The sequence below is a fragment of the Kitasatospora sp. NPDC059577 genome, assembly GCF_042735475.1.
In the GTDB taxonomy this organism is placed as follows: Bacteria; Actinomycetota; Actinomycetes; order Streptomycetales; family Streptomycetaceae; genus Kitasatospora.
The window spans coordinates 174,908-201,186 of sequence record NZ_JBHWBZ010000006.1 but is presented as its reverse complement, the minus strand read 5'-3'; the positions used below and the strand labels follow the sequence as shown (position 1 = coordinate 201,186).

The 26,279-nt window shown below is 75.0% G+C and carries 20 protein-coding genes; 8 read left to right on the top strand and 12 right to left on the bottom strand.

Annotated elements, in window-relative coordinates:
• Nucleotides 1-18: 18 nt before the first annotated feature.
• Together ACFV0O_RS08685 and ACFV0O_RS08680 are read left to right on the top strand one after the other, a co-directional pair.
• Nucleotides 19-855: a helix-turn-helix transcriptional regulator gene (locus tag ACFV0O_RS08685; protein WP_380338306.1), complete on the top strand. Its 837-nt coding sequence runs from the start codon at nt 19-21 to the stop codon at nt 853-855.
• A 211-nt stretch (nt 856-1,066) separates the two neighbouring features.
• A complete protein-coding gene (locus tag ACFV0O_RS08680) occupies nt 1,067-1,969 on the top strand; it encodes a neutral zinc metallopeptidase (RefSeq protein ID WP_380338196.1) in 903 nt (300 codons plus the stop codon).
• Nucleotides 1,970-1,978: 9 nt separating this feature from the next.
• Here the strand turns inward: ACFV0O_RS08680 and ACFV0O_RS08675 are convergent, their stop codons facing one another.
• From ACFV0O_RS08675 to ACFV0O_RS08645, 7 genes are all read right to left on the bottom strand, one after another.
• Nucleotides 1,979-5,194 carry a lantibiotic dehydratase gene (locus ACFV0O_RS08675; RefSeq protein WP_380338193.1) on the bottom strand — a complete coding sequence of 1,072 codons (3,216 nt, stop codon included), beginning with the start codon at nt 5,192-5,194 and terminating at the stop codon, nt 1,979-1,981.
• The gene (locus tag ACFV0O_RS08670) at nt 5,191-6,570 is read right to left on the bottom strand and encodes a lanthionine synthetase C family protein (protein ID WP_380338190.1); all 1,380 of its coding nucleotides are present in this window, start codon (nt 6,568-6,570) and stop codon (nt 5,191-5,193) included. Before ACFV0O_RS08670 ends, ACFV0O_RS08675 begins: the two co-directional genes overlap by 4 nt.
• Before the next feature lie 266 nt (nt 6,571-6,836).
• Nucleotides 6,837-7,913: a hypothetical protein gene (locus ACFV0O_RS08665; protein WP_380338187.1), complete on the bottom strand. Its 1,077-nt coding sequence runs from the start codon at nt 7,911-7,913 to the stop codon at nt 6,837-6,839.
• A 48-nt stretch (nt 7,914-7,961) separates the two neighbouring features.
• Nucleotides 7,962-8,819, bottom strand: a complete 858-nt coding sequence (locus ACFV0O_RS08660; protein WP_380338185.1) for a hypothetical protein — start codon at nt 8,817-8,819, stop codon at nt 7,962-7,964.
• Nucleotides 8,820-8,867: 48 nt separating this feature from the next.
• Nucleotides 8,868-9,737 carry a hypothetical protein gene (locus ACFV0O_RS08655; protein WP_380338182.1) on the bottom strand — a complete coding sequence of 290 codons (870 nt, stop codon included), beginning with the start codon at nt 9,735-9,737 and terminating at the stop codon, nt 8,868-8,870.
• A 60-nt stretch (nt 9,738-9,797) separates the two neighbouring features.
• The gene (locus tag ACFV0O_RS08650; protein ID WP_380338180.1) at nt 9,798-10,694 is read right to left on the bottom strand and encodes a hypothetical protein; all 897 of its coding nucleotides are present in this window, start codon (nt 10,692-10,694) and stop codon (nt 9,798-9,800) included.
• A 372-nt stretch (nt 10,695-11,066) separates the two neighbouring features.
• Nucleotides 11,067-11,954, bottom strand: coding sequence for a LysR family transcriptional regulator (locus tag ACFV0O_RS08645; protein WP_380338177.1), 888 nt, complete (start codon nt 11,952-11,954; stop codon nt 11,067-11,069).
• A 146-nt stretch (nt 11,955-12,100) separates the two neighbouring features.
• Between ACFV0O_RS08645 and ACFV0O_RS08640 the strand changes: the two genes are divergently transcribed.
• Nucleotides 12,101-12,619, top strand: a complete 519-nt coding sequence (locus ACFV0O_RS08640) for a hypothetical protein (protein WP_380338175.1) — start codon at nt 12,101-12,103, stop codon at nt 12,617-12,619.
• Nucleotides 12,612-14,282, top strand: a complete 1,671-nt coding sequence (locus ACFV0O_RS08635; protein ID WP_380338173.1) for a multicopper oxidase family protein — start codon at nt 12,612-12,614, stop codon at nt 14,280-14,282. The genes ACFV0O_RS08640 and ACFV0O_RS08635 overlap by 8 nt, the downstream gene beginning before the upstream one ends.
• A gap of 43 nt (nt 14,283-14,325) precedes the next feature.
• On the opposite strand, the gene ACFV0O_RS08630 is transcribed toward ACFV0O_RS08635, so the two are convergent.
• Complete coding sequence (locus ACFV0O_RS08630) at nt 14,326-15,261, bottom strand: patatin-like phospholipase family protein (protein ID WP_380338171.1); 936 nt, start codon at nt 15,259-15,261, stop codon at nt 14,326-14,328.
• A 150-nt stretch (nt 15,262-15,411) separates the two neighbouring features.
• Between ACFV0O_RS08630 and ACFV0O_RS08625 the strand changes: the two genes are divergently transcribed.
• A complete protein-coding gene (locus ACFV0O_RS08625) occupies nt 15,412-15,972 on the top strand; it encodes a TetR family transcriptional regulator (protein WP_380338168.1) in 561 nt (186 codons plus the stop codon).
• A 286-nt stretch (nt 15,973-16,258) separates the two neighbouring features.
• Nucleotides 16,259-17,896 carry an alkaline phosphatase D family protein gene (locus tag ACFV0O_RS08620; protein ID WP_380338166.1) on the top strand — a complete coding sequence of 546 codons (1,638 nt, stop codon included), beginning with the start codon at nt 16,259-16,261 and terminating at the stop codon, nt 17,894-17,896.
• Nucleotides 17,897-17,957: 61 nt separating this feature from the next.
• Here ACFV0O_RS08620 and ACFV0O_RS08615 read toward each other — a convergent pair whose 3' ends face one another.
• Nucleotides 17,958-19,199: an ATP-binding protein gene (locus tag ACFV0O_RS08615; RefSeq protein ID WP_380338163.1), complete on the bottom strand. Its 1,242-nt coding sequence runs from the start codon at nt 19,197-19,199 to the stop codon at nt 17,958-17,960.
• Between the two features lie 687 nt (nt 19,200-19,886).
• On the opposite strand from ACFV0O_RS08615, the gene ACFV0O_RS08610 reads away from it, so the two are divergent.
• Nucleotides 19,887-20,168, top strand: a complete 282-nt coding sequence (locus tag ACFV0O_RS08610) for a hypothetical protein (protein ID WP_380338160.1) — start codon at nt 19,887-19,889, stop codon at nt 20,166-20,168.
• 318 nt (nt 20,169-20,486) lie between these two features.
• Here ACFV0O_RS08610 and ACFV0O_RS08605 read toward each other — a convergent pair whose 3' ends face one another.
• From ACFV0O_RS08605 to ACFV0O_RS08595, 3 genes are all read right to left on the bottom strand, one after another.
• A complete protein-coding gene (locus ACFV0O_RS08605) occupies nt 20,487-22,040 on the bottom strand; it encodes a M48 family metalloprotease (protein WP_380338158.1) in 1,554 nt (517 codons plus the stop codon).
• Nucleotides 22,041-22,522: 482 nt separating this feature from the next.
• Nucleotides 22,523-23,425, bottom strand: a complete 903-nt coding sequence (locus ACFV0O_RS08600; protein ID WP_380338156.1) for a hypothetical protein — start codon at nt 23,423-23,425, stop codon at nt 22,523-22,525.
• 539 nt (nt 23,426-23,964) lie between these two features.
• Entirely contained in the window at nt 23,965-24,561 is a 597-nt protein-coding gene (locus ACFV0O_RS08595; RefSeq protein ID WP_380338153.1) for an NUDIX domain-containing protein, read from the bottom strand.
• A 178-nt stretch (nt 24,562-24,739) separates the two neighbouring features.
• Between ACFV0O_RS08595 and ACFV0O_RS08590 the strand changes: the two genes are divergently transcribed.
• Complete coding sequence (locus ACFV0O_RS08590) at nt 24,740-25,888, top strand: hypothetical protein (protein ID WP_380338150.1); 1,149 nt, start codon at nt 24,740-24,742, stop codon at nt 25,886-25,888.
• Nucleotides 25,889-26,279 lie beyond the last annotated feature (391 nt).

Below are 26,279 nucleotides of genomic sequence, written 5' to 3'. Positions count from 1 at the left end.
GGGCATGCTGGGGGCATGATCGACCGACCGGCACTGGCCGACTTCCTCACCCGGACCCGGGCCCGCCTCACCCCCGCCGACCTCGGCCTGCCGCCCGGGGTGCGCCGCCGCACCCCCGGACTGCGGCGCGAGGAGGTGGCGCACGTGGCGGGACTGTCGGTCGACTACTACGCCCGCCTCGAACAGCGGCGCGGGCCGCAGCCCTCACCGCAGCTGCTCGCCGCGCTGGCACGGGCCCTGCGGCTCAGCGAGGACGAACGCGACCACCTGTTCCGCCTCGCCGGGCACGAACCGCCGCGCCGCCACGGCCCGCTCGGGCACGTCCGGCCCGGACTGCTGCTCATCCTGGACCGGCTGCACGACACACCCGCCCAGGTGGTCACCGACGTCGGCGACGTCCTCGCGCAGAACCCGATGGCCGCCGCCGTCTTCGGGGACACCGCCGCCCTGCCGCCCGAGCGCCGCAACCTGCTGCTGCGCTGGTTCACCGAACCCGGCGCCCGCGCGCTCTTCCCGCCCGAGGACCACGACGACCTCGCCCGCGCCCACGTCGCCGCCCTGCGCGCCGCCCGCACCGCCCGCCCCGGGGACCGGCGCGCCACCGAACTGCTGGAACAACTCCTCGCCACCGGAGCGGAGTTCACCTCCCACTGGGAGCGCCACGAGGTCGCCCGGCGGCGCAGCGGCCACAAGCGCGTGCTGCACCCGACGGTCGGGCCGCTGGAGCTGGAGTGCGAGGTGCTGGCCGCCGGCGGCGAGGACCAGCTGCTGCTCGTGCACACCGCCGCGCCCGGCAGCGACTCCGCCTCCCGCCTGGACCTGCTGCGCGTCGTCGGCGCCCCGGCCCCCGCCTGAGGCCCCGGCCCCCGCGTGAGGCTCCGGCCCCCGCCTGAGGCCCCGGCCCCCGCGTGAGGCTCCGGCCCCCGCCTGAGGCTCCGGCCCCCGTCTGGGGCCCCGGCCCCACTGCTCCGTGCCGGGAGCCGCTGCCCGTAGGCTGGGGCCGGCCGTCGGCGGTACAGACCGTCACCAGCAGGGCGGAACACGACACAGGCGGGCAGGCAGGGCAATGCAGTTCGACGACCAGGGCGACCTCGACACCTCGCAGGTGGACGACCGGCGCGGCATCCCCGGCGGGAAGGTCGCCATCGGCGGCGGGGCCGTGGGCCTGATCGCGGTCCTGTTCGCGATCGTCCTCGGCGTCGACCCCAAGATGCTGGGCCTGTCCTCCGGCAGCGGCTCCACCTCCTCCAACGGCGTGCGCACCGCCGGCGAGGCACAGCAGGCCTGCAAGACCGGCGCCGACGCCAACAAGCGCCAGGACTGCCGGATCGTGGCCGTCACCAACAGCCTCCAGGACTTCTGGCGCACCGAACTGCCGCGCCGCACCAACATCCCGTACAAGAGCGCCGAGACGGTGCTGTTCACCAACCAGGTCTCCACCGCCTGCGGGTCGGCGACCTCGGCGGTCGGCCCGTTCTACTGCCCCGGCGACAAGAAGGCCTACGTCGACCTCGGCTTCTTCAACGAACTCTCCAGCCGCTTCGGCGCCAAGGGCGGCCCGTTCGCCGAGTCCTACGTCGTCGCCCACGAGTACGGCCACCACATCCAGACCCTCACCGGCACCATGCAGAAGGTCGGCAACGACCGCTCGGGCGCCAACAGCGCCTCGGTGCGCCTGGAACTGCAGGCCGACTGCTACGCCGGGGTGTGGGCGCACCACGCCACCACGACCCCGCAGCCCTCCACCGGGCGGCCCCTGATCGCCTCCCTCACCGACCAGGACATCGCCCAGGGCCTGGACGCGGCCGCGGCCGTCGGCGACGACCGCATCCAGCAGCAGGCCACCGGGCGGATCAACCCGGAAGCCTGGACGCACGGCTCCTCCGAGCAGCGCAAGGCCTGGTTCACCACCGGCTACCGCAGCGGCGACCTCGCCCAGTGCGACACCTTCTCGGCCGCGAAACTCTAGGACCCTTCGTCAGGGGCGGCCGCGGGCACGGGCGGGGGCCGGCTCCACGCTCAGGCCCTTGCGGGTGCGCTGGAGCAGCTGGACCAGCAGCCCCTCCGCCGGGCGCCGTTCGGCCAGCAGCCGGTTGCAGTGCAGGTGGACGTAGCTGCCGAGCAGCCGCTCGCGGTCGGTGGACAGGTCCCCGGCGGCCTCCAGCGCGGACAGCCGCTCGACGGCCCCGGCCAGCGCGTCGCGCCGCTGCGCCAGGATCTCCTGCACCGCGCCGCCCAGCAGGTCCGGCCCCTGCGGGCTGCCGAGCAGGGCGCGCAGGCGCCGCTGGCGCACCCGGTAGTCCTCGCCGGCCTGGCGGCGGGCGGAGCCGTAGAACTGCCGGGCCTGGTCGGTGTACCAGTGCAGGCGCTCCCCGGCGTCGAGGCCGAGCCCGGCGAGCAGGTCGTCGGTGCTCACGGCGGCCAGCTCGGTCAGGTCGCCGTCGACGGGGGAGGCGGGCGAGGCGGGGGAGGCGGGGGAGTCCGCTCCGGTCTCGGCGAGCAGCCGCATCACCGCCCGGCTGTCGGCACAGAAGACCTCCTCGCTGACGTCGGTCCCCTGCGAGCCGCCGTAGCGTTCGAGTTCGCGCTCGTAGGTGTCGATGACCAGCCGGGAGAGCAGGCCCTGGTCGGTGAGTTCGGCGGCGAGGCGGGCGACCTCCGGGAGCAGGTGCCGGGTCAGGGCCTCCTGCTCGCCCTTGAAGCGCAGGCGCAGGTGCGGGTCGGGGTCCGTGTACCGGATGAAGAACCACTGGTGCGCGAGCCCGGAGACCTCGGCCATCTCGCACAGCCGCCGCAGGGGCCCGGCCAGCAGGGCGTTCTCCTGGTCGCGGTCGCCGTAGAACTTGGCGAACAGCCAGTCGCTGCCCGGCAGGCGCACCCGGTCCCGGACGGGTACGGGCGCGGCGGGCTCCGCCCGCGCCACCGCGGGCTCCGGCTGCGGTACGGCCTGCGCGGCCGGCTGCGGGCGCAGGACGAGCGGGGCGACGAGCTCGCTCATGAACACGCCGTCCGTGCCGGGCACCCACGCGTCGGCGGTGTCGGGCAGCGCCTCCTGGAGCAGCAGCCCGGCGCGGCTGCTGCGGGCCTCGGCACGCAGCTGCTCGACCTGGCCGGGGTCGTCGAGGTCGAGCAGCAGCCGGTTGTCGGCCATGGTCAGGTACAGACGCGCCGGGACGGACCACTCGGTGCGCCAGGCGGCCACGTGGGCGGCGAAGGACCCGGCGTCGCCCGCCCGCCCCCCGCCGTCGGCGTCGACGCCCTCGGCGGCGGGGCGCAGCAGCCACCGGGCGGGGGCGAGCACGATCCGGCCGCACTGCACCCTGGGCAGGAACGGGAAGCCGGCCGCCGGACCCCAGTCGAAGGGCGCGAACTCGGGCGAGCCGTCACGGGCCACCTCGTCCAGGAACCGGCAGACCGCGGGCGCCTGGTGGGTGTTGAGCATGTGCCGCGCGGTCGGGCGCAGCTCGGCGTCCAAGCGCCGCGACCGCAGCCGGTAGCGGTCGCGGCGGATGCCGACCACGATGTCGTCCAGCGGCACGACCCGCTCGGCGGGCACCCCCGCGGGCACGTCGAGGACGATCTCGTACCCGGCCACGGCGGGGCGCACGACGACGTTCGCCATCCGGTGGTTCGCGGGCAGGTAGACGACCTCGGCGGGCAGCGCGCCGCCGGGGCGGGCCCGGTCCTCGGCCTCGCCCAGGGCGCGCAGCGCCGCCGGGCCCTGCGGCGCGAGGAGGTCGGCGAACCGCCCCAGCGAGCGACCGGCGCTGCTGGCGCCCAGGTTGGGGCCGACGACCAGCAGGAAGTCCCCGTGGTCCACGGCCTGGCGGGAGGCGGCGGCGACGAAGGCGGACAGCTCCAGCGACAGCGGCGCGGCTACGGGGGCGGCCGCGGGATCGAGGGTCTGGAGGTCGGCGAGCAGGGAGTCGGTCAGCTCGACCACGCGCCGCTCGTCCCGCAGGGCCCCCAGGGCCAGGTCGGTGAGCGCGTTCGCACGCCGGGCGGCCACGTCGGGCGCCAGCGCGGAACGGGCGCCGTGCGCGTGCGAGAGCGGGCCGATCCCGGTGTGCTCGTCCAGCAGCTCCAGCAGCGGCACCTCCCGGTCGTAGCCGTAGTGCTGGGCGAACGCGACGCGGTGGGCCGCCAGTTCGACACTGCCCAGCGGCTGCGGCGACAGGCGCAGGAGCAGCTCGGCCGCCCGGGCGCAGTCCTCGCCGACGCGGGCGGCGAGCCGGTCACCGCCCAACGGCCGCGCCATGTCGGTCTGGAACGCCGACCCGCCCGCCGGGTGCACGGACTCGGCACGCCTGGCGATGGCACGGGCCCGCTTCGGCGCCTCCTCCGCCGCAGCGCCGTCGAGGTCGGCCATCTCGGCGAGCAGGCCGCCGAGCAGAGCGGCGGTGGCGGCGCAGGCGGGGCGCTCGGCGAGACGGCCCCGCAGCTCCTCGGCCGGGTCGGCGGTGGTGAGTGCGGCCCGCAGGTCGGTGACCAGCAGACGCTGGCGCCACAGCTCGGCGAGCAGCCGCTCCACCTGCTCGGCGCTGCCGCCCGTGCGCTCCAGCAGGCGCCGGCGCAGCACCCCGTACGGCAGGGGTGGGCGGGCGGCGCGCAGCGCCTCGCGGACGGCGCCGGTCAGGCGCACCGAGCCGCCGCTCCCGGCACCCGTGCCGTCGGCCGGGGCGATCCGTCCGTGGCGCTCCACGGCGAGGGCGCCGGCCGTCCAGCGGCTGTCGGCGCGGGCGGCGGGGTCCTGCTCCAGGGCGAGGCACAGCTCGGTCAGCCAGCCCATGTCGGGACGGGTGCGGATGCGGTCGGCGTCGTTGCGCACGGACAGCGTGGTGCGCTCGCCCCAGCCCGCGAGGGACACGGCGGCGAACGCCCCGTACGGGGTGGGCCGGGTGCTCATCCGGATCAGGTAGCGGGCCAGTTTCAGCTCGGCCCGCGCGGCGTCGCGCGCGCTCGCCCCGGGGCGCTGCAGGGCGTCGAGCAGGTCGGGGCTGGCGACGGCCAGGGCCCGGAGCACACGCGGGTCGGCGAGGGCGGCGCGCGGGTCGCCCGGGGCGGCGGCGCCCGGCCCGCGGGCCGGCAGCACGGGGGTGCGGACGATCAGCCACGGCGCCGGTTCGTAGAGCGGACCGCGGCCGCGGCGCCGCGGCGCGGCCGTGTTGCCGGCGGGGTCCGGGGCGGGCGTCATGACAGCGCCACCGCGCGGTCCCACACCGGCTCCCGGTCCGTCGCCGCCGCCAGCAGGACGAGGGCGACCCCGGCCGCCCCGTCGAGGAACCCGGGCTGGTCGACACGGTTGCCCGCAGGCTCCAGCGTCGCGATCCCCATCGGCCGCGCCGGGTCGACGTGCGCCAGGATCTGCTCCGTGAGACCGGCGGCGGCCTCCGTGAACACGGGCAACCCGGTGTCGTCGGCGAAGCGCAGCGTCACCTGGAGGAGACCTGCCACGCCGTGGCAGAACGTCGGGGAGTCGATGTGGCGCTCGGACACGGGCCGGCGGTAGACCGCCTCCATCGCCCGCACCGCCGCGCCGCACAGCCCGTCGTCGCCGAGCGCGCTGCCCGCCAGCCACAGCGCCCTGGCGATCCCCGGACTGCCGTAGCACCACGCACTGCGGGTGGCGAAGCCCGCCCGGCCCTCACGCAGCCCCGGGCCGCCGTCGACCAGCGGGACGACGGCCGGCCAGTTCGGCCCGGCCGCATCGTCCGCCCGGTGCGCCAGCAGCCACCCGGCCAGCCCGCGCACGGCCGCCTCCAGACCCTCGACCTCGACGCCGCTGCGCGCGGCCAGCGCCAGCAGCGCCAGCGGGCCCGGGATGCCGTGCGCCAGACCGCAGTTGAGGTTGCCGAGCGGATAGGCGCGGGCCTGCTCCTCGTCGTGCAGCAGCGCCGCCGGGGTGTACCAGGCGGGCGGGCTCCCGTCGGGGCGGGCCAGGCCGACCAAGGCACGCAGCACCTGCGCCAGCGCCGGGTGCGCCGGGCGGTCCGGCCCGGCGGGCAGCAGGTGGGTGGCGATGCCGCTCAGGCCCGAGATGAGGTCGAACGTCGACACCGGCACGCCGCTGCGCCCGCGCAGTTCCGCCGCCCCGGACAGGCTCGCCGCCGCGATCGGGGCGTCGAGCACCTGGCGCAGGCGCCGGTAGCCGCGGCCCTCACCCAGCACCGCCGCGCAGAACGCCAGGCCGCTCAGCCCGCCGAACAGGCTCGGCCCGGCGCCGCCGCGCCGCTCCAGCGCGGTCACCGCGCTCGCGAGGTGCGCGTGCCCGGCGCGGTCCCAGCCCTCGGCGGGGAAGCAGCGGTGCAGCTGGGCGCAGAGGAGCGCCTGGCCGGTGTCCCCCTGCGCCAGCGACACCGGGTCCCAGTGCACCGAGCCGGGGAACGAGGTCTGCCGGGCGGCGAGTTCGATCGCGGCCCGTACCCGTGGCGGGCTGGTGGCCCGGTCGGCGATCAGCCGGGCGGCTTCGAGCGCGCGCTCCCCCGCCGCCGGCCCCAGCCGCGGCGCCCAGCCGCCGTTTCCTGTTGCTGCCGTCGCCGTTGCTGCCGGCGTCGTGCGGGGTGTCGTCATCGGTTGCATACGCCGGTCCTGCACACGCTGTGTCCACACACGCTGTGTCCACGGTGGGTGAAGCGGTCGTCGTCGAGCAGGCCGCTGAGCGTCGGCGTCCCGGGCGACCGTCCGGACGGGTCGGACGGGTTCCTCGCCACGACGTCGTCCTGTGGGCGGTCGCCGGTACCGCGGGGCCCACCGGATCCGGAGTTCCTGTCCGCCATGTCAACCTCCGGGGTGCTGCTGGAGCGGTTCCTGCTCCGTCTCCACGGTGCGCCGGATTCTCAGGCTGTGCATTGCGGGTTCGGTCCGCAGGTGAGCACGTCCGGGTTGCAGGTGGAGCGGGTCTGGCACACGGCGCAGGTGGCGCAGGTGGCACAGGTGTGGCAGGTGACGCAGGTGTGGCAGGTGGCGCCCTGGCAGGTGGCGTCGTGGCAGGTGGCGCCTTGGCAGGTGGCGCCGTGGCAGGTGGCGTCGTGGCAGGTGGCGCCGTGGCAGGTGTTGCAGGTGGAGTCGTCACAGGTGCTGCAGGTGTCACCGGGGCAGGTCTGGCACGTGTGGGCGAACTCGGTGAGGCAGGGAGCGCCCGTTTGGATCCGGGGCGCTTCGCCGGGGACCTCGGTGAGCGTGGGGAAGGTGCCGCACGCCGGGCCGGTGCAGCGCAGGGTGTCGACGGTGCCGCACGCCGGGCCCGCGGTGCAACGGAAGGTGTCGACGTTGCCGCACTCCACGCCGACGGTGCAGCGGAAGGTGGCGACGGTGCCGCACACCGGGCCCGCGGTGCAGCGGCACGTGGCGTCGAAGGTCACGCACGCCGGGTTCGCGGTGCAGCGGCACGTGGCGTCGAAGGTCACGCACCCCGCGTCCGTGCACTGGCAGGTGTGCGGCCTGCAGCCGGTGTTGAATTCCGTCGGACAGCCGAATTCGGTGCGACAGCCGTCGAAGGTCGGCCCCGGCAGGGTGGCCGGTCCCTGGGGCGCACCCGGTCGGCGCGGCCCCAGTCGCAGGTCGAGGTCGAACTCGTCGACGGGGGTGGCCTGGGCGACCTGGGTGAAGTGGACGGTGGCGTCGCGACGCAGGGTGACTTTCGTCGCGTCGAGTCCGACGAAGGGCGGCCGGTCGCTGTCGACGGTTTCCGCCGACAGGACGTCGGCGGAGGCGAACTCGGCGTAGTAGTCGAGCTGCTTGTTGAAGTACAGGCGTCGGAACCCGGTGCGGTCGCTGTCGCCGAGCAGGCCGCTGAGCGTGAGCGTCCTGGGCGGTCGTTCGGACGGGTCGGACAGGTTCCTCGCCACGAAGTCGTCCTGTGGGCGGTCGCCGATACCGCTGGGCCCACCGGATCCGGATTTCTTGTCGGCCATGTCAACCTCGGGTGCTACTGGAGCGGTTCCTGCTCCGTCTCCACGCTGTCAGACCCTGCACTGCGGGTTCGGCCCGCAGGTGAACACGTGCGGGTTGCAGGTGTCGCAGGTACGGCAGGTGGTGCCGTGGCAGGTGTCGCAGGTGGCCCGGTCGCAGGTGACGCAGGTCTGCCCGCGGCAGGTGACGCACGTGGCCTCGCGGCAGGTGGCGCAGGTGATGCAGGTGACGCACGTGGCGGCCCGGTCGCAGGTACGGCAGGTGGCCCCGCCGCACGTGACGCAGGTGTTCTCGCCGCAGGTGGCGCAGGTCTGCTGGAAGCAGGTGTTCTCGCAGGTGGCGCCGACACAGGTCTCGCACGTGCCGTTCTCGGTGACGTGGCACGTGCGAGGCTTGCAGACGGTGATCGCCGTCGGACAGTCGACGTCGGTGGCGCAGGCGAATTCGGTGACACAGTCGCCGAACGTCGGCCCGGGGCACTCGGCCTCCCAGGTCTGCGGCTCGGCGGGCTGCTTCGTGGGCACCGTCCCGGCCCGGCGCGGCCCGAGTCGCAGGTCGAGGTCGAACTCGTCGACGGGGGTGGCCTGGGCGACCCGGGTGAAGTGGACGGTGGCGTCGCGACGCAGGGTGACTTTCGTCGCGTCGAGTCCGACGAAGGGCGGCCGGTCGCTGTCGACGGTTTCCGCCGACAGGACGTCGGCGGAGGCGAACTCGGCGTAGTAGTCGAGCTGCTTGTTGAAGTACAGGCGTCGGAACCCGGTGCGGTCGCTGTCGCCGAGCAGGCCGCTGAGCGTGAGCGTCCTGGGCGGTCGTTCGGACGGGTCGGACAGGTTCCTCGCCACGAAGTCGTCCTGTGGGCGGTCGCCGATACCGCCGGTCCCACCGGATCCGGATTTCTTGTCGGCCATGTCAACCTCGGGTGCTACTGGAGCGGTTCCTGCTCTGTCTCCACGCTGTCAGACCCTGCACTGCGGGTTCGGCCCGCAGGTGAACACGTGCGGGTTGCAGGTGTCGCAGGTACGGCAGGTGGTGCCGTGGCAGGTGTCGCAGGTGGCCTGGTCGCAGGTGCGGCAGGTGGCGCCCGCGCAGGTGGCGCAGGTGGCTCCGTCGCAGGTGCGGCAGGTGGCGCCCGCGCAGGTGGCGCAGGTGGCCTCGCCGCAGGTGAGGCAGGTGGTCTGGGTAGCGCACTCCGCGTTCGCGGTGAACTGACGCGTCTCGGGGCCGACGGTGGCGCACGCCGCGGTGGCGCACGCCGCGTCCGCGGTGCACCGGCAGGTGCTGTCGAAGGTGACGCACGCCGTGTCCGCGGTGCACTGGCAGGTGTGCGGCCTGCAGCCGGTGTTGAACTCCGTCGGACAGCCGAAGTCGGTGGCGCAGACGAATTCGGTGCGACAGCCGCGCAACGTCGGCCCCGGGAAGGTCTCCGGTCCGCGGGGAACCATCCCCGTCGGTCGCGGCTGCCCCAGCCGGAGGTCGAGGTCGAACTCGTCGACGGGGGTGGCCTGGGCGACCTGGGTGAAGTGGACGGTGGCGTCGCGACGCAGGGTCACCTTGGTGGCGTCGAGTCCGACGAAGGGCGGCTGGTCGCTGCCGACGTCCTCCGCCGACAGGACGTCGGCGGAGGCGAACTCGGCGTAGTAGTCGAGCTGCTTGTTGAAGTACAGGCGTCGGAATCCGGTGCGGTCGCTGTCGCCGAGCAGGCCACTGAGTGTGAGCGTTCTGGGCGGGCGGTCGGAGGGGTCGGACAGGTTCCTCGTCACGAAGTCGTCCTGTGGGCGGTCGCCGATGCCGCTGGTCCCACCGGGTTCGGAGTTCTTGCCGGTCATTTCGGCCTCGGGTGCTACTGGTGAGGTTCCTGCTCCGCTTCCACAGCGTGCCGGATGTCGTCAGACCCTGCACTGCGGGTTCGGCCCGCAGGTGAAGACGTTCGGGTCGCAGGTGTCGAAGCAGGTGTGGCTGGTGACGACCGCGCAGATGGCGCAGGTGGCCCGGTCGCAGGTGTGGCATGTGGCGCCCGCGCAGGTGGCGCAGGTGGCCCCGGCACGGGTGACGCACGCGTCCGCGGTGCACCCGCACGTGTCGAAGATGGTGGCGCACGCCGCGTTCGCGGTGCACCGGCCCGTGACGCCGATACGGGCGCACGCCGCGTCCGCGGTGCACTGGCAGGTGACCTCGATGGTGGGGCACGCTGCGGTGGCGCACCTCGCGTCCGCGGTGCACCGGCACGTGCTGTCGAAGGTGACGCACGCCGTGTCCGCGGTGCACTGGCATGTGTGCCTGCAGCCGGTGTTGAACTCCGTCGGACAGTCGAAGTCGGTGATGCAGCCGAGGTCGGTGCGGCAGCCGTCCAAGGTCGGTCCCGGCAAGGTCTCCGGCCCGGGCAGGGTCGTCGGTACCGTCCCCGTGCGGCGCGGTTGCCCGAGTCGCAGGTCGAGGTCGAACTCGTCGACGGGGGTGGCGGATGCCACCTGGGTGAAGTGGACGGTGGCGTCGCGACGCAGGGTCACCTTGGTGGCGTCGAGGCCGACGAAGGGTGGCTGGTCGCTGCCGACGTCCTCCGCCGACAGGACGTCGGCGGAGGCGAACTCGGCGTAGTAGTCGAGCTGTTTGTTGAAGTACAGGCGCCGGAAGCCGGTGCGGTCGCTGTCGCCGAGCAGGCCACTGAGCGTGAGCGTCCTGGGGGGCCGTTCGGTCGGGTCGGACAGGTTCCTCGCCACGAAGTCGTCCTGTGGGCGGTCGCCGATACCGCTGGGCCCACCGGGTTCGGAGTTCTTGCCGGCCATGTCAACCTCGGGTGCTCCTGGAGCGGTTCCTGTCCGCTTTCGCGTCGGCGACGGTTGCGCAGGGTACGCGTTCCCCGGGGTGTGCCGTCCCCGGCCCGCCGGAGGGCGTGCCGGACGGCGGCGTCACCGGCCGGAGGCCGCGACCGCGCCGCACCGTCGACCTGTCAGTGCTCCTGCGGCATGCCGGAACTCACGAGGACACAGGCCACGGGACGGGGAACCGCGTGCCGGTTGCGTTAACTCTGCGTCACTCTCTGTCCTGTTTCTCCTCCCATTGTGGGCCAAACCGCTCGTACCCGCACGGTCCGAGGCGGGGGCCGCCGGCCGCCCCCGCCCGCTGCCCGCCGTCAGGCCCGGCCGCCGCCGTCGTCGTCAGGCCGGTCCGCCGCCCGTCCAGTCCCAGGCGGCGACGGCGTCGCGCAGCAGGCGGGCGGCGGTGGGCAGGCGCCCGCCCGCGCCCCAGGAGAGGGTGAGGGCGCGCCGGCAGTCGGGGCTGTCGACGGCGACCCAGGTCAGCGGCAGGCGGGTGGCGGTGCGCCGGGCGATGGCGGGCACCAGGCCGATGCCCAGGCCCGCGCTGATGAGCTCGGCGATGGTGCCCGCCTCGTCGCCCTCGCAGACGATCCGCGGCACCAGGCCGCGCCCGGCGAACAGCCGCTCCAGCAGCCGCCGTTGCCAGTGCCCGGGCCGGGCGGCGATGAACGGCTGGTCGGCGAGGTCGTCGATGCCGACCGCGGCGCGGGTGGCCAGCGGGTGCCCGAGGGCGACGGCCAGTCCGACCTCCTCGTCCAGCAGCAGGACGGATTCCAGGCCCTCGGCGGCGATCGGCTGGGAGGCCACGGCGAGGTCGATCTCCCGGGCCCGCAGCCGGCGGCCCATCTCCTCGGCGGACAGCTGGTGCAGCTCGATCTCCACCTCGGGGTGGGCCCGCTTGAACGCGGCCAGCGGCCCGCTGAAGGCCAGGAAGGTCTCCGACGCCAGCCGCACCGTGCCCAGGCCCCGCCCCGCGGCCTCGGCCACCGCCCGCCGTCCGGCCGCCAGTTCGCCGAGCGAGCGCTCGACGTGGCCGCGGAACACCCGCCCGGCCTCGTTGAGGCGCAGCCGCCCGCCCCGGTCGAACAGTGGCGCGCCGAGCTCCGCCTCCAGCCGGGCGATGCTGCGGCTCAACGACGGCTGGGCGACGCGCAGTTCCTCGGCGGCGCGGCTCAGGTGCTCCAGCCGCGCCACCGCCAGGAACTGGGTGAGCGTGTTCAGGTCCACCGGTCGCCCCCAGCTGCCATGTCCTCTGCGGCATAACGCCATAGCACTATTGATCTTAGACACGATAACCGGCGGGTCATAGCGTCATGGGCAGGCCGCGCACCGGGAACAGCGCGGCCCGAGCAGAGCGAGGAAGGACGCGCGCCATGGCCATCGCAGCCGACAGGTCCCGTCCGGGCACACCGGCCCGGTCCGCCACGGGGGAGCGGACCGGGCCCGCCGGCTGGACACTGCGGGCCCTGGTCACCGCCCACACCGTCGCCGTCTCCGGCCAGCCCGTGTTCGCCGGGGTCTACCTCAGCGGCGACTTCGACGGCCTGGGCTGGCACGCCGCCGGCGCCGACGCCGTCACCTCGCTCGGCTACCTCCAGCTGATCGCGGCCGTCGTGGTCCGGGTACGGCTGCGCCGCTCCTGGCCGCTGCTCGCCACGCTGGCCGTGGTCGCGGCCGAGACCGTGCAGTACGTCGCCGGGCTGCGCGGCGCGCTGTGGCTGCACCTGCCGCTGGGGGTGGCCACCGTCACCGGGATCGTCGTCCTCGCCGTCGCCCTCTGGCGCACCCCACTGCCGCCGCGCACCCCGAAACGCCGGACCGGACCGGAGCAGGCGCAGCAGACCGGGCCGACACAGCAGACCGGACCGGAGCCGGAGGCCGACCATGCCTGAGGACTTCGAGACCCGCACCGCCGCCCCCGGCCCCTCCGACCCTCGCCCGCTCGGCCTGACCCGACGTCAGATCCTCGGCATCGGAGGCGCCTTCGGCCTGCTCACCACCGCCGGACTGGCCTCCGCCGCCGCCCTCGCCCGCCGTCCCGCCGCCACCGGCGCCGAACTGCGCAGCACCGCCGCGCTGCCGCCCCCGTTCCGGACCCCGCTGCCCCTGCCCGCCGTGCTCAGGCCCGTCGCCACCGACGGCGCCGCCGACCGCTACGAGATCACCCAGCGCGAGGTGAGCGCCGAGATCCTGCCCGGCCTGCGCACCCGCCTGTGGACGTACGGCGGCACCTTCCCCGGCCCCACGATCGAGTCCCGCCGCGGCCGCCCCGTCACCGTGACGCACCGCAACGAGCTGCCGGTGCCCACCGTCGTCCACCTGCACGGCGGACGCACCCCGGCCGCCTCCGACGGCTACCCCACCGACCTCGTGCTGCCCGCCGCCTGGCCCGACCCCGCCGCCGGACCGGATGCGCACGCCATGGCGGGCATGCCCGGCATGGCCCGGGACGCCCAGGGCATGGCCGACCCGCGCGCCGTCACCAGCCGCCTCACCCGCGACTACACCTTCCCCAACGACCAGCGCCCCGCCCTGCTCTGGTACCACGACCACCGCATGGACTTCACCGCCCCCGCGATCTGGCGCGGCCTCGCCGGCCTGCACATCGTGCGCGACGACACCGAGGACTCCCTCGGCCTGCCCGCCGGCCCCCGCGAACTGCCCCTGATGATCACCGACCGCGCCTTCACCGCCGACGGCAGCCTCCACTACCCGTCCCTCGACCCCACCCTGCGCGAACGCCCCGGCGTGCGCGAGCCCTACCTCGCCGGCGTCCTCGGCGACGTCATCCTCGTCAACGGCGCCCCCTGGCCCGTCCACGAGACCGACGCCGCCCGCCACCGGCTGCGCCTGCTCAACGCCTCCAACGCCCGCCACTACGCACTGGAGGCGGTCACCGACGACGGACGCCGCCTCGACCTCGTCCAGATCGGCTCCGACCAGGGCCTGCTCGCCGCCCCCGTCACCCACCGCACCCTGCCGATGGCCCCCGCCGAACGCCACGACGTCGTCATCGACTTCGCCCCCGTCCCGACCGGCGGCCTGGTCCGCATCGTCAACCGCCTCGGCACCGGGCGCACCCGCGACGTGATGGCCTTCCGTGTCGCCCGCCCCGCCGCCGACGACAGCCGGATCCCGCCCGTTCTCGCCACCGACCTTCCCGACTGGCGCCGCCAGGACGCCGTCCGCGTCCGCGACTTCTCCTTCCGCGCCGGACGCATGAACGGCGGCCACGGCTGGCTCATCGGCGGCAAGCCCTTCGACCCCGCCCGCACCGACGTCACCGTCGGCCTCGGCGACACCGAGGTCTGGCGCCTGGTCGCAGACGTCCACCACCCCGTCCACCTGCACCTGACCGGCTTCCGCGTCCTCACCCGCGGCGGCCGCCCCCCGCTGCCCCACGACGCCGGCCTCAAGGACACCGTCTCGCTGCGCCCCGGGGAGTCCGCGGAGATCATCACCCGCTTCGACGGCTACCGCGGCCGCTACCTCTTCCACTGCCACAACGCCGAGCACGAGGACATGGGGATGATGGCCAACCTCGAAGTCGTCTGAAAACCCGAGGATCCGACGCTCGGTCAGGCACGGGGGTCGCGGGTCAGACGGATCCCCAGACGGCGCGCACCCGGTCGGCCGCTTCGCCGCCCTGGCGCACGCCCTCCCGGTACGCGCCGACCCAGGTGTCCCAGTCCGCCCGCTCGGAGTCCAGCACCGCCCGCGCCCCGGCGTCGGGCGCGAGCGCCACGGCCGACGGCCAGGGCGTGAGATCGGTGGGCGGGTGGCGGTGCGCCAGCGGCTCGACCACGACCAGCGCGCGGGCCCCGGCGGCCAGGTCGGCGTTGGCGCCCGCGCGCAGCGCGCCGTCCATGCCGCGGCGGCCCCCGGGCAGCGTGACGGGCACCTCCGTCCCCGGGAAGGCGCTGGAGGCGGCCACCGCCCGCAGCAGCGGCACACCGTCGCCGGCGCCGAGCACCAGGGGCTCGCCGTCCACCGCGTCGACGGCGGTCACCAGCAGGCGCCGCTCCGGCCAGGCGGGCGTGCCGATCAGGGCCTCGCGGCGGCCCAGCAGGTCGCGTTCGGCCCCGGCGTCGGCGCTCGCCAGCGCGATGGCCCCGACCCGGCGGCGCGCCTCGGCCGGGTCCAGGCCCTGGCCGAGCACGGCGAACACCTCGCCCGTGACGGCCGGACCGGGCCGGCGGGCGGGAGCCGCAGCGGCCGCGGAGGCCGGGGGAACCGCAGGGGCCGGGGCGGCTGCGGGGGCCGGGGGAGTGGCGGGGGCCGGGGCGGCTGCGGGGCGCCGGGCCGGGTCCACCAGGCGCTCCAGGTCCTGCCCTCCGGCCAGCAGCGCGGCCACGATCGCCCCGGCCGAGGTGCCGACCGTCAGGTCCGCCGCGCCCAGGTCCACCCCGGCTCCGCGCAGCCCGGCCGCCAGCCCGGCCGTCCACGCGGCGCCCGGCCGGCCCCCCGGTCCGAGCACCAGAGCCCGCCCGATGCCGTGCCCGTCTCCGTTCCCGTCTCCGTGACTGTCCGTCACAACGCTCTCGTTCCGCATGGCTTCCCCCTTCGTCACGGCGGCCCCGCCGTTTTCGACCATTCTTGAAACAGTCGTACCATAAACCCGTCCGGCAGTCCCGCCCGAAACCGACCAGGCATCATCGGGCCCCCGCAGAAAGGACCGGCCACCGTGGCACGACCCGCCGACCCCGCCCGCCGCGAACGCACCCTGGCCCGGGCGACCGACCACGTCCTCGCCCACGGCCTGGCCGGACTCAGCCTGCGCCCCCTGGCCGCCGCCCTCGACACCAGCCCGCGCATGCTGCTCTACGACTTCGGCAGCAAGCAGGAACTGGTCGCCGCCGTCCTCGCCGAGGCCCGCCGCCGCGGCGCGGCCCGCCTGACCGGCTGCCCGCCACCGGGAACGGGCACGCCCGCGCAACGGCTGCGCGGCATCTGGACCTGGCTGAGCGCGCCCGAACGCGCCCCGTTCGTCCGGCTGTTCTTCGAGGTCCACGCCGACGGGCTCGCCCACCCCGAGCACTACCCGGACCGCGCCCGCGCGATCACCGACTGGTTCGACACCCTCAGCGCCGCCTTCCGCGACGTCGCCGACGGCGAGGACGACACCGCCACCCCCACCCTGGTCATGGCCGTCCTGCGCGGCCTGCTCTTCGACCTCACCACCACCGGCGACCGCGACCGCGCCGACCGGGCCCTGGAACGCTTCGCCCGCCTGCTGGGGACGTGACCCACCCATGGCACGGATGCCACACCGCCGCCACCACGGGCGGAGCAGAACGGTTCCGGCGCCGGCTCCGGCGTCCGCACAGCACCGACACGACGCCGTTCCGCACCCGAAGACCCCGGTTCCTCATGGTTCGTGACGATACGTCGGACCTTCACGGGCCTCCCACCCGATGATCACCCCGCTGCCGGAATCCCGACCCCCGCAGGACCGGGCGGTCCACTCCAATTCCCTTCGCACACCCCCGGAGCACCGAGCACCGAGCACCGAGCAGCGAAAGGCCACCCCCATGACCCGCCCCGCCGACCGCCCCACCCCCGACCGGCTGCTGCGCGAAGCCGCCGCCCGCCTCGACCGCCGCCGCTTCCTGACCGTCACCTCCGCCGCCGCAGCCCTCGCCTTCGGCGTCAACCTCCCCTCCGCGCACGCCGCCGACGCCGAACTCACCCCCCGCGCCATCGGCGACGACCCCTTCACCCTCGGCGTGGCCTCCGGCGACCCGACCCCCGAATCCGTCGTCCTGTGGACCCGCCTGGCCCCGCGCCCGCTGGAACCCGGCGCCGGCCTGCCACCCGCCGGCTCGGTGCGCGTCGGCTGGGAGATCGCCCGCGACGAACGCTTCCGCCGCGTCGAACAGCGCGGCAGCGCCCGCGCCCACGCCGAGTTCAGCTACGCCGTGCACGTCGACGTCGACGGCCTCGACCCCGCCCGCACCTACTGGTACCGCTTCACCGTCGGCCCCTGGGCCAGCCCCACCGGCCGCACCCGCACCACCGCCCCCCGCGGCCACCGGCCCGACAGCGCCAGCCTCGCCCTCGTCTCCTGCCAGGCCTACGAGGACGGCTACTTCACCGCCTACCGCCACCTCGCGACCGAGGACGTCGACGCCGTCTTCCACGTCGGCGACTACATCTACGAATACGGCATCGACGCCGCCGGTGGCGACCGCCACTACACCGACCGCACCCTGCCGGCCCACCACAACCACGAGACCACCACCCTGGAGGACTACCGGCTGCGCTACTCCCTCTACAAGAACGACCCCGACCTGCAGGCCGCGCACGCCGCCCACCCCTGGTACGTCACCTGGGACGACCACGAGGTGGAGAACAACTACGCCGCCGGCATCCCCGAGAAGAACCAGGACCCGGCCCCCTTCGTCGCCCGCCGCGCCGCCGCCTACCGCGCCTACTGGGAGAACCAGCCGCTGCGCATGCCCCGGCCGCGCGGCACCGACCTGACCCTCTACCGGCGCGTCCACTTCGGACGACTCGCCCAGTTCGACATCCTCGACACCCGCCAGTACCGCGACGACCAGGCCAACGGCGACGGCTGGCAGTACCCCACCCCCGAATCCGACGCCCCCGCACGCACCCTGATGGGCGCCGCCCAGGAACGCTGGTTCGCCGAAGGCCTGCGCCGCTCCCGGGCCACCTGGAACGTGGTACCGCAGCAGGTCGTCTTCTCCCGCCGCAGGAACACCACCGCCGGGCCCTCCAAACTCTCCATGGACGCCTGGGACGGCTACCCGGCCGCCCGCGAACGCTTCCTCAAGGCCGTCGACCGGTCCGGCGTCAAGAACCTGGTGCTGCTCACCGGCGACGTCCACGTGGCCTACGCCCTGGACGTCAAGCGCGACTTCGACGACCCCGACTCCCGCACGGTGGGCGTGGAGTTCGTCGGCACCTCGATCAGCAGCGACGGCGACGGCGAGCAGAAGCCGTCCAACTGGACCACCCTCATGGCCGCCAACCCGCACATGAAGTTCTACGACGGCCGCCGCGGCTACACCGTCGTCACCCTGGACCGCCACCGGGCCCGCGCCGACCACCGCGTCGTCTCCCACATCACCCGCCCCGGCGGCACCCTGTCCACCGCCGCCTCCTTCACCACCGAAGCCGGCAACCCGGGCCTCCACCCGGCCTGACGCACCCGCACCCCGGCCCCCGCCACCCCGTGGGAGGCAGCGGGGCCGGGGAGCCGGGGGCTCAGCCGCCCCGGACGATCCGGCCGACGACAGCGGCCGCCTGCTCCGGGTGCCCCTCCAGCCAGGCATCCAGCTGCTCCCGGACGGCCTCGCCGACACAGGTGCGCACGGCGGCGTTGCCCAGCCAGTCGCGCCTGGAACCCTCGAACTCGGGCCGGTCCAGCTTCACCGACACGACCGCCGTCAGGCCCGCGCCGACCTGCTCGGGAGTGGGGCCAGGGTCCGCCGCGGTCAGCAGCAGTCGCTTCCTCGCGTAGGCGGTGACCGCGGCCACCACCCCGTCACGGAAGCCGACCACGTGCGAACCGCCCTCGATGGGACGGCTGTTGACGAAGCTCCGGATCCGCTCCGCACCGCAGCCGCGCCAGCGGAAGGCCAGCTCCACCGTCCCCGCCATCCGCGGGTCCTCGCCCTCGAAGGCGATGATGTCCGTGCCCGCGTCCGCGCCCGGGCCCGCGTCCGCGCCCGGGCCCGCGCCCGGGCCCGCGCCCGCCGCCTTTGCGGGGTCGGGTGCCGGCTCCTCGGCGTCGAGCAGGGCGACGAAGTCCCGCACCCCGCCGGGGAACCGGAAGCGAACCGACCGGCCCTCGCCCGACCGGTCCTCGCCCGGGCGGCGCTCGTCCGTCAGCGAGATGTCCACGCCGCGGTTCAGCAGCGCCAGTTCCCTGAACCGCTCCGCCAGCCCGTCGAACGAGTACTCGGCGGTCCCGAAGATGTCGGTGTCGCGCCAGAAGGTGAGGGTGGTGCCGCTTCCGGGGCTCCCGGCCGCCGGCCCCGCCTCGGTGAGCGGGGTGACCGCCACCCCGCGCGCGTACTCCCGCACCCAGCGGGTCCCCTCGCGCCGGACCTCGGCCGTCATCCGGCGCGACAGGGCGTTGATGACGGAGGGCCCGACACCGCCGAGCGCCACGTCGTGACGGCCGCCGGGCCCGGTCCTGGTCCCGATGCGGGTCAGAAGGGTTTCGAGGCCGGGATTGCCGGCGTCCCCGCTCTCGTGGACGGGAACGCCCGGGCCGTCGTCCTCGACGCGCACGCCGCCGTCGGACGTGAGCGTGACCTCGACGCGGCCCGCACACCCGGCCAGGATCTCGTTCACCGCCCGGTCGACGACCTCGAACACCATGTGCTGCAGGCCTCGTTCACCCGTCGAGCCGATGTACATCCCGGGCCGCTTGCGGACGGCTTCCCACCCCTCCAGCACCTCGATGTGGACGGCGTCGTACGTGTTGTTCCCCTGGCTCACAGTGTCCCCTCCGAAGGTGGCCGGCAGAACTCCACAGCCTAGGCGAGTTTCGGAATAATGCCAGGTCAGAGCCGGTTTGACGAAGGCGTGGACGGCCCTGTGAACCGCCCTCCCGAAGGCCCCCGCCCCGGCAGTCGCGAACCACCCCCGGGGCAGGGCCACGCCCCCGCCGAGGCCGCACAAGGGGCCGTTCCGGGCGCCCCCGAGGTCACCTCTTCCACCTTTTTCGCGCCGGGGCCGGGCGGTGCGGCGCGGCCAGGAGAAACCGACCACAGAAGCCCGGTCCATGCCCGAGCAGGCCCCGCGCCCGACAACGCCATCGAGCCGCACAGTGCCGACACGGACCTCCTGCGCCAAGCCCTCCCCGACGCCGGGGCCGCCACCTTCACCAGTGCGGACGCAGCCACGCTGCGCACCGTGATCGCCGAAGCGCGCCCGGTCCCGGACTGCAGCCGACCCGGTGCGCTGCCCGGATCTCCCCGCGAGCGCGGGGTCCCCACCCGCCGGATCCGGCAGGTCGGAGGACACAAGAGCGGGCGCGACCGGCACGCGCACCGGAAGCCGCGCTCCGACCCCGGGGAGGCCGACCGGCGGCTCATCGGGTACCGGAAGTCCCCGGGGACCGCCAGGAACCCCCGACGGGGACACCGGTAACGGTCCCGCCCGCACGAGACGCCCGGAGAGACTGTGAGCGCAGCGCCCCGGCACGGCCACCACGACGGCCACCAGCCCATCCCGCGTACCCAGGACGCCGTCGCCGCCGCTCTGCCCCCGGCCCAGCGGACGGAGTTCTACCGGGAGATGGGGGAGGCCGACGTCGAAACGATCAGCGGTGCGCTGAAGCGGTGGTGGCTGCGTGCGGAGCTTGACCGCGACCCGGAAGGCGACCGGATCCACGCGGCCGTCCAAGCCGGCGCGGCCCCCGGCACCTCTGCCTCTGCGGTCCTGCGCCGCCTCGGGGCCCGGTGAGCGACCACGGCGACTTCCCGGACGACGAGCACGACCCACTCACCCTCTCCCCGCCGTCGAGGAGTTCCTCGACGACCCGGGCACGCCGGCCGACGTGCCTCCGCAGTGGTGGCGTTCCTCGTCGACCTGCGCAAGAACCCCTTTCCACACCTGAGCATGCCGGTGCCGGACCGCCTGATGAGACTCCCTGGATTTCCCCACCACAGGCTCGGGTGTTCCTCGGACCTGCTCACGCGATTCCCCACCCTGTGGCGCGCTGACCTGCAGACGGATGCCATTCGGGAGAGGCCGCCGTATTCGCTGAAGTCACCGACACCGTCATGCGGAAGGCGCTGGGGCTTGCGAGGCGAGCAGGGCTCGCAGGGGTACGGTGTCGGGCGCGTCGGCGGTGGCAGCGTCGAGGGCGTCGTCCATACCCTCCTCCCACGCCCCGGGCAGCGCCAGCCCGGGCCGTCCTGCCCACGCGATGTCCGCCGTGGCCTGCCCGACGGCGACCAGGCGGAGGTGGACCAGGCCCGCGAGCGCGTCAAAGACCCTGGGCCGGACGAAGTTGCGGGCCGACTGCCCGGTCAGCCGCGCCGCCTGGGGCGGCTTCGGCATCCGGTCGGCCACCTCCGGCCACAGCAGACCACGGTCGAAGGCGTCGAGTACCTCCTCCAGCCCGGGCAGTTCTCCGTCCGGCTCCGAGGAGCGCAGCGTCCTGGCCACCGCGAGGCGCAGGGGGCGGGACCAGCCCTCGGCATCGGCGACCGCTCGGGCCATGACGAGCCCGTCCCAGCTGATTCGCCGCATCGCCGAAGCCTCCGGTGGCAGCGTGCGCGCCTCTAGCACCGCGAACAGCTGGTCCGGCTCGCGCAGCAAGCTCAGCGCGTCCGGGCCGTCCGGCCGGTCGACGCCGCCAGGTGGCAGCGCCTCGATCAAGGCGATTCGCTCCGCGGTCGGCGGGTGGGAGTCGTACGGGTGCGGGCGCGCCGGGCGGCTCCCGGTGGCGAGCCCAGCGAGTTGCTCCGCAGTCCGGGCGGCGAGCAGTCGACGGAAGCCGCCGCTTACCTCGCCCACCGGCGGCAGCGCCCCCAGCGGCGCACCCAGGGCGGCGTACGTCGCCAGGTAGTGGCGGTGCGCGGCTTCGAGCACCCAGGTGACGCGCAGCGCGGCGGCCACCGCCTCGCGGCCGGCGTGCCGGGCGGCCACCTGGTCAGCCACGAGCTCCTGCTGACGGGCGACCGACTGCGAAGCCCGTAGGAACATCCGGGCGTACGCCGCGTAGAGGCGCCCTACCGGGTGGTGCAGCCAGGTGCCACCGGCTTCGAACGCCCGGACGGTGTGCACGACCGCCGCCCGGCCACGCATCGTGAGGCCGCCGAGCCGGGTGTCCCCGTGGCCGAAGTGTCCGAACTCGTGCGCGAGGACGGCACGCAGTTGCGGGACGCTCAGCCCGGCCAGCAGCGGCAGCCCCAGGGAAATCCGGCGCCGTCCGGGCAGCAGCCCCAGGAGACGGCTCTGCTCGGCGACGCTCGCGTTGACCTCTCCGACCAGGAACAGCTCCTCCGGCGCACGTTCCCCCGCTGCCCGGGCGGCGGCGCGGACCTCCTCCCACAGCTCCGGCTGCTCCTGCAGCGTGACCGCCACGGCCCCCGGCACCGGGCCGAGCCTTCCTGCGCGCAGCGAGGCGACCGTGCCCCGGATGATAGCCACCGCAAGGAACAGGGTGACGGCCAGCACGGTTCCCTCGAACCAGGCCGCCTGCTCGGTGAGCAGCCGCGTCACCAGCAGCCAGTCGAGTACGGCCATTGCCGCCAGCAGGCCCGCACCCATCAGGTGGAAGCCGCCCAGCAGCACCACCGCCCGCAGGGCACGCAGTCGGAACGTCATCGGAGAACCCCCGCACAGCTCGGCCGGCCCGCGCGGGCCGACGATGATCGCGCGGAGCCTACCGCCCAGCTCAGAGGCCCGCCCAGCAGCCCCTACCCCACTTCGCGGCAGGCCGCTGCGATCCGCGCGAGCTCCGGCCCTGGCGGGGCACGGCATCAAGAAGGAGCCAGGGGCCGGGACCTCGGCGCTCACCGAAACGCCCCACTCGGTTGAACACCGGAGCGAGCGGGGAAGCGTGAGTAGTCCTGGCCGTTCTCCGGGATCCTCATCAGCCCCCGGATGCACTCGGCGCCGCTGCGCCGGGATCCGGGGCTGGTGGAGTACGCGGTGAACGAGGACTCGGACCCGCCGCAGATCCACGTCTCGCGGATCCTCCTGCGGGCGGACTGAGCGGCAGGCCCCCCGAGGGGGCAGGCCTTTTCCTTGGCCTCCGTGGCGAGCCCCGGGGCCGGTCCACCCGCTCCCGGGGCGGCATCCGGCCGTCAGGCGGCGGCGAGGCCGTCCAGGGGCATGCCGGCCGTCGTCCCGGCCCGCAGGGCCGCCCGGGCCCGGGCGGCCCCGGAACGGGCAGCCGCCCCGCCCCCGCCGACTCCGACCGGGCGGGGTGGAAGGCCTGCGCAGGGGCGGCAGACACCGGGTTCGGGGACCGGGTCGTGGCAGCGGGCGCACTCGGTGTACCGGGCCGCAGGGGGCTGCCCGGCGGCCCGGACGGGCGGTGGCAGCTTGCGCTCCAGGCGGTGGCGGAGCACCGCGACCGCCGAGTGCATCGGAACGGGCAGGCCCGGCAGCAGGGCCCGGGCGAGGTCGGCGGCGCTGCTGCCGCGCTCCAGCCACTGCGCGACCAGGGGCGCGAGTTCCCGCGCCTCGGCCTCGCCCAGGCGCAGGCGCGGCTCGGGGCGGACCACCCGGAACAGCGTGGCCACCGCCTCGCACAGCTGCCCGTCGGTTTCCTCCCCGGGAGGTGCGGGCGGCGGTCGTTCGGCCTGCCGCGGGGGGAGGGAGGGTGGTTCTTTCCACCGGTTCTTTGAAAGGGCGTCAGCACCGCCGGTGGCCGCTCCACCGGGCACCGGACGGGTGGCACTCGGCGGCGCGAGCTGCGGGGTGTCGTACACGTGGGTCTCGGTGACGATCGTGCCGTCGGGCAGACGGACCTTCTCGACCCGGTAGAAACCGGCGGCGGTCAGCTCCTTGAGGGCCTTGCGGACCGCGCCGCGCCCCTGGGGGCTGGTGTCGGCCATCTGTCGGCCGTCCTCGCGCCGGCCGTCGGGGCGGGAGAGCAGGTCCGCGAGCAGGCCGCGCGCGGTGTAGGACAGCCGCCGGTCCTGCAGCATGCCGTTGGGCAACACGGTGAAGTCGCGCACGTGGGCGCTACGATGAACGCGCATGGGGAGTGTTGGCTCCTGGTGCCGGACCCCGGGGTGTTGGTAGCACCGCCGGGGTCGCCTGTTTTCAGTTTGCTCACGGAACGTACCACGGCGATCACGCGCACAACGGGCTTTCGCGACAACTGCCCTGACACCGTGACAGATTCGGTGCTGCCCCCGGCCCGCCGCGCACAGGAAGTCGGACCCGCCGACTTCCTGCGCAGCCTCCGTCCGGCGGCCTCCACGGGCGGTTTCGCCCGGTGGGTGGGGGAGTTCAGCGGGTCGGGCGGATCACGGCGGTCGGTCGGGGCGAGTGCGGTGAGGGCCGCCGGGTGGTGAACGCCCGGTAGCCCCAGGCCTCGTAGAGTCGCTGGACCTTCCCGTCCCGGGCGGTCCTCGGCGCGCCCGGCCGGCAGTGTGCGTCGTGGATGCCGCGGGCGGTGCCGGTGCCGCGCCAGGGGATGCGGCCGCCGATCACCTCGACGGCCAGGGCCGGTCAGCGGCTGTCGGCGACGACCTGCGCGATCCGGCACGACCCCACCACCGGGCGACCCGTCCCGTCACCCGCTCGCTGACCGCCCACGACCACTGACCGGCCTCGCAACCACCTTGGCCGGCGCATGTGTGGCGGGGATCCCCCCGGAGCGCCGGTCGGCCGGCCGCCTGCGGATGCTCACCGGCACCGGCACCGGCACCGGCACAGGCACAGGCACCGGCAGCCCGTCCGTCTCGGCCGGGATGAACCACGCCACCTCGTGGGACTCCTCGGACACCCGCAACTCCCCGCCGACCGGGCGCCCGAGGAAGCAGATCGAAAACCCCTGGCGGACCTCCCCGTCGTCGTGGGCGAACACCCGGCGGGGGTCGGTGCAGGTGCCGACGACCCCGGTGATCTCGACGCCGACGCCGGCCTCCTCGCGCGTCTCGCGGACACCGCATCCGGTGAGCGACCCGCCGATGTCCGTCCTGCTGCCGGGCAGCGGGAAGCTCCCGCGCCCGACGACCCCGGGCAGGACGGCCGCGAACCCGCCGGCGCCGGGCCTGCCCGTCCCGGGCTCCGGCTCGGTCGACGCCGTCCCCACGATCCTCGCCGAGGTCCGCGCCCTGGCGGCCGTCGAGACGGCGGTGAGCGCGGGCCCGTCCGGGGCGATCCGCACCCGCCTCGCCCGGGAGGCCGCACGCCCGGCGCGGCCGTCACCCGGGCGCCCGGCATTCGGTGTACGTCGTCGAGCGGGGTGCGGTGGTGCGTGCCTAGCGTGGCGTCCTGGGGGCGATCCGAGCACTTCCACGGGCCGGGACGATCCCGTCCGGGCCCGTCTCCAGGAGGCACTGCACATGAGACTTCGGGCATGTCCGAGCGCGCTGGCAGCCGTCGCGCTGACCGTCGGCCTGACCGCCGGCGCGACCCCGGCCGGAGCCGCGACCCCGGGCGCCGCGACCCCGGCCGGCGCCGCCGAGCCGCGGCCCTTCCTCGACCGGCTGAACACCGTGTCCCTCGTCGGGTCCACCGTCCCCGCCAACGGCGACGTGAACCCGTACGGCACGTTCACGATCCGCGAGAACGCCGGCCGCCTGCGCCGGGGCAACGTCCTGGTCAGCAACTTCAACGACTCGGCGAACCTCCAGGGCACCGGCACCACCCTGGTCCAGGTCGCCCCGGACGGCACCCTGAGCACCTTCGCCACGATCGACCCGGGCGCCCTGCCCGGCCCCTGCCCCGGCGGGGTCGGCCTCACCACGGCGCTGACCGTCCTGCCCGGCGGCTGGGTCGTGGTCGGCAGCCTCCCCACCTCGGACGGCACGTCCGCCACCGCCCAGGCAGGCTGCCTGCTCGTCCTCGACAAGCACGGGACGGTCCGCGAGACCATCGCGAACGACGCCATCAACGGGCCGTGGGACATGACCGCCGTCAGCTCCGACGGGCGCAGCGAGCTGTTCGTGACGAACGTGCTCAACGGGACGGTCGCCGGCGGCGGCGCGGAGGTCGACCAGGGCACCGTCCTGCGGATCAGCCTGTGCACCGAGGGCGACGAGCCGCCGGTCCCGATGGCCTTCACCGAGATCGGCTCCGGCTTCCCCGAGCGGACGGACCCGGCGGCCCTCGTCGTCGGCCCGACCGGGGTCGGCCTGCACGACGGCACGCTCTACGTCGCCGACACCGTACGGAGCCGGATCACCGCCATCCCGGACGCGATCACCCGCACGGACAGCGCCGGCACCGGACGGCTCGTCACCTCCGGCGGCAACCTCAACGCCCCGCTGGGCATGGCCATCACGCCCCGGGGCGACATCCTCACGGTCAACGGCGGGGACGGCAACATCGTCGAGACCACCAGGGCCGGACGTCAGGTGGCGACCAAGACGATCAACAGCGAAGGCACCCCGCCCGGCGCGGGCGCCCTCTTCGGCCTCGCACTGGACCTCGACCACGACGCGGTCTACTTCGTCAACGACGCCGACAACGTCCTCGACGTCCTGCACTAGGCACATCGGGCAACGTTCGCCCTGCTGTCGTGACGCGCCGTCCGAGCACCGCCTCGGTCGGCGCGTCACGCCGTGCTGCGCGCCCAGGGCAGCACGACCCGCCGCGGGGTCGTCCGGCGGAACAGGCGCACCGCCGGCCTCCGGCCTTGCCGGGCCGGACTGCCCGGGCACAGCCCGCCACGCTCACGCTCCAGCCGACGTGGCGTCCGACGAGAACACCACTCCGCGCCGGACACCACCTTCGGCAAGGCACCGGCAAGGAGCAGGCCGACCCCCACCCGCCGCCGGGGGGGGGGGGGGCGGCCGCGGGGGGCCCCCCCCCCCCGCGGCGGGGCGGGGGGGGGACGGGCGGGGGGGAGTCCGCGGTCGGGGGGGGGCGCGCGCGCGGGTC

Excerpts from the sequence above, each read along its gene's own strand:
- ACFV0O_RS08680 (WP_380338196.1), top strand. The coding sequence starts at position 1,067 with ATGCAGTTCGACGACCAGGGCGACCTCGACACCTCGCAGGTGGACGAC.
- ACFV0O_RS08675 (WP_380338193.1), bottom strand. The coding sequence starts at position 5,194 with ATGACGCCCGCCCCGGACCCCGCCGGCAACACGGCCGCGCCGCGGCGC.
- ACFV0O_RS08670 (WP_380338190.1), bottom strand. The coding sequence starts at position 6,570 with ATGACGACACCCCGCACGACGCCGGCAGCAACGGCGACGGCAGCAACA.
- ACFV0O_RS08665 (WP_380338187.1), bottom strand. The coding sequence starts at position 7,913 with ATGGCCGACAAGAAATCCGGATCCGGTGGGCCCAGCGGTATCGGCGAC.
- ACFV0O_RS08660 (WP_380338185.1), bottom strand. The coding sequence starts at position 8,819 with ATGGCCGACAAGAAATCCGGATCCGGTGGGACCGGCGGTATCGGCGAC.
- ACFV0O_RS08655 (WP_380338182.1), bottom strand. The coding sequence starts at position 9,737 with ATGACCGGCAAGAACTCCGAACCCGGTGGGACCAGCGGCATCGGCGAC.
- ACFV0O_RS08650 (WP_380338180.1), bottom strand. The coding sequence starts at position 10,694 with ATGGCCGGCAAGAACTCCGAACCCGGTGGGCCCAGCGGTATCGGCGAC.
- ACFV0O_RS08640 (WP_380338175.1), top strand. The coding sequence starts at position 12,101 with ATGGCCATCGCAGCCGACAGGTCCCGTCCGGGCACACCGGCCCGGTCC.
- ACFV0O_RS08635 (WP_380338173.1), top strand. The coding sequence starts at position 12,612 with ATGCCTGAGGACTTCGAGACCCGCACCGCCGCCCCCGGCCCCTCCGAC.
- ACFV0O_RS08620 (WP_380338166.1), top strand. The coding sequence starts at position 16,259 with ATGACCCGCCCCGCCGACCGCCCCACCCCCGACCGGCTGCTGCGCGAA.
- ACFV0O_RS08605 (WP_380338158.1), bottom strand. The coding sequence starts at position 22,040 with ATGACGTTCCGACTGCGTGCCCTGCGGGCGGTGGTGCTGCTGGGCGGC.
- ACFV0O_RS08600 (WP_380338156.1), bottom strand. The coding sequence starts at position 23,425 with ATGCGCGTTCATCGTAGCGCCCACGTGCGCGACTTCACCGTGTTGCCC.
- ACFV0O_RS08590 (WP_380338150.1), top strand. The coding sequence starts at position 24,740 with ATGAGACTTCGGGCATGTCCGAGCGCGCTGGCAGCCGTCGCGCTGACC.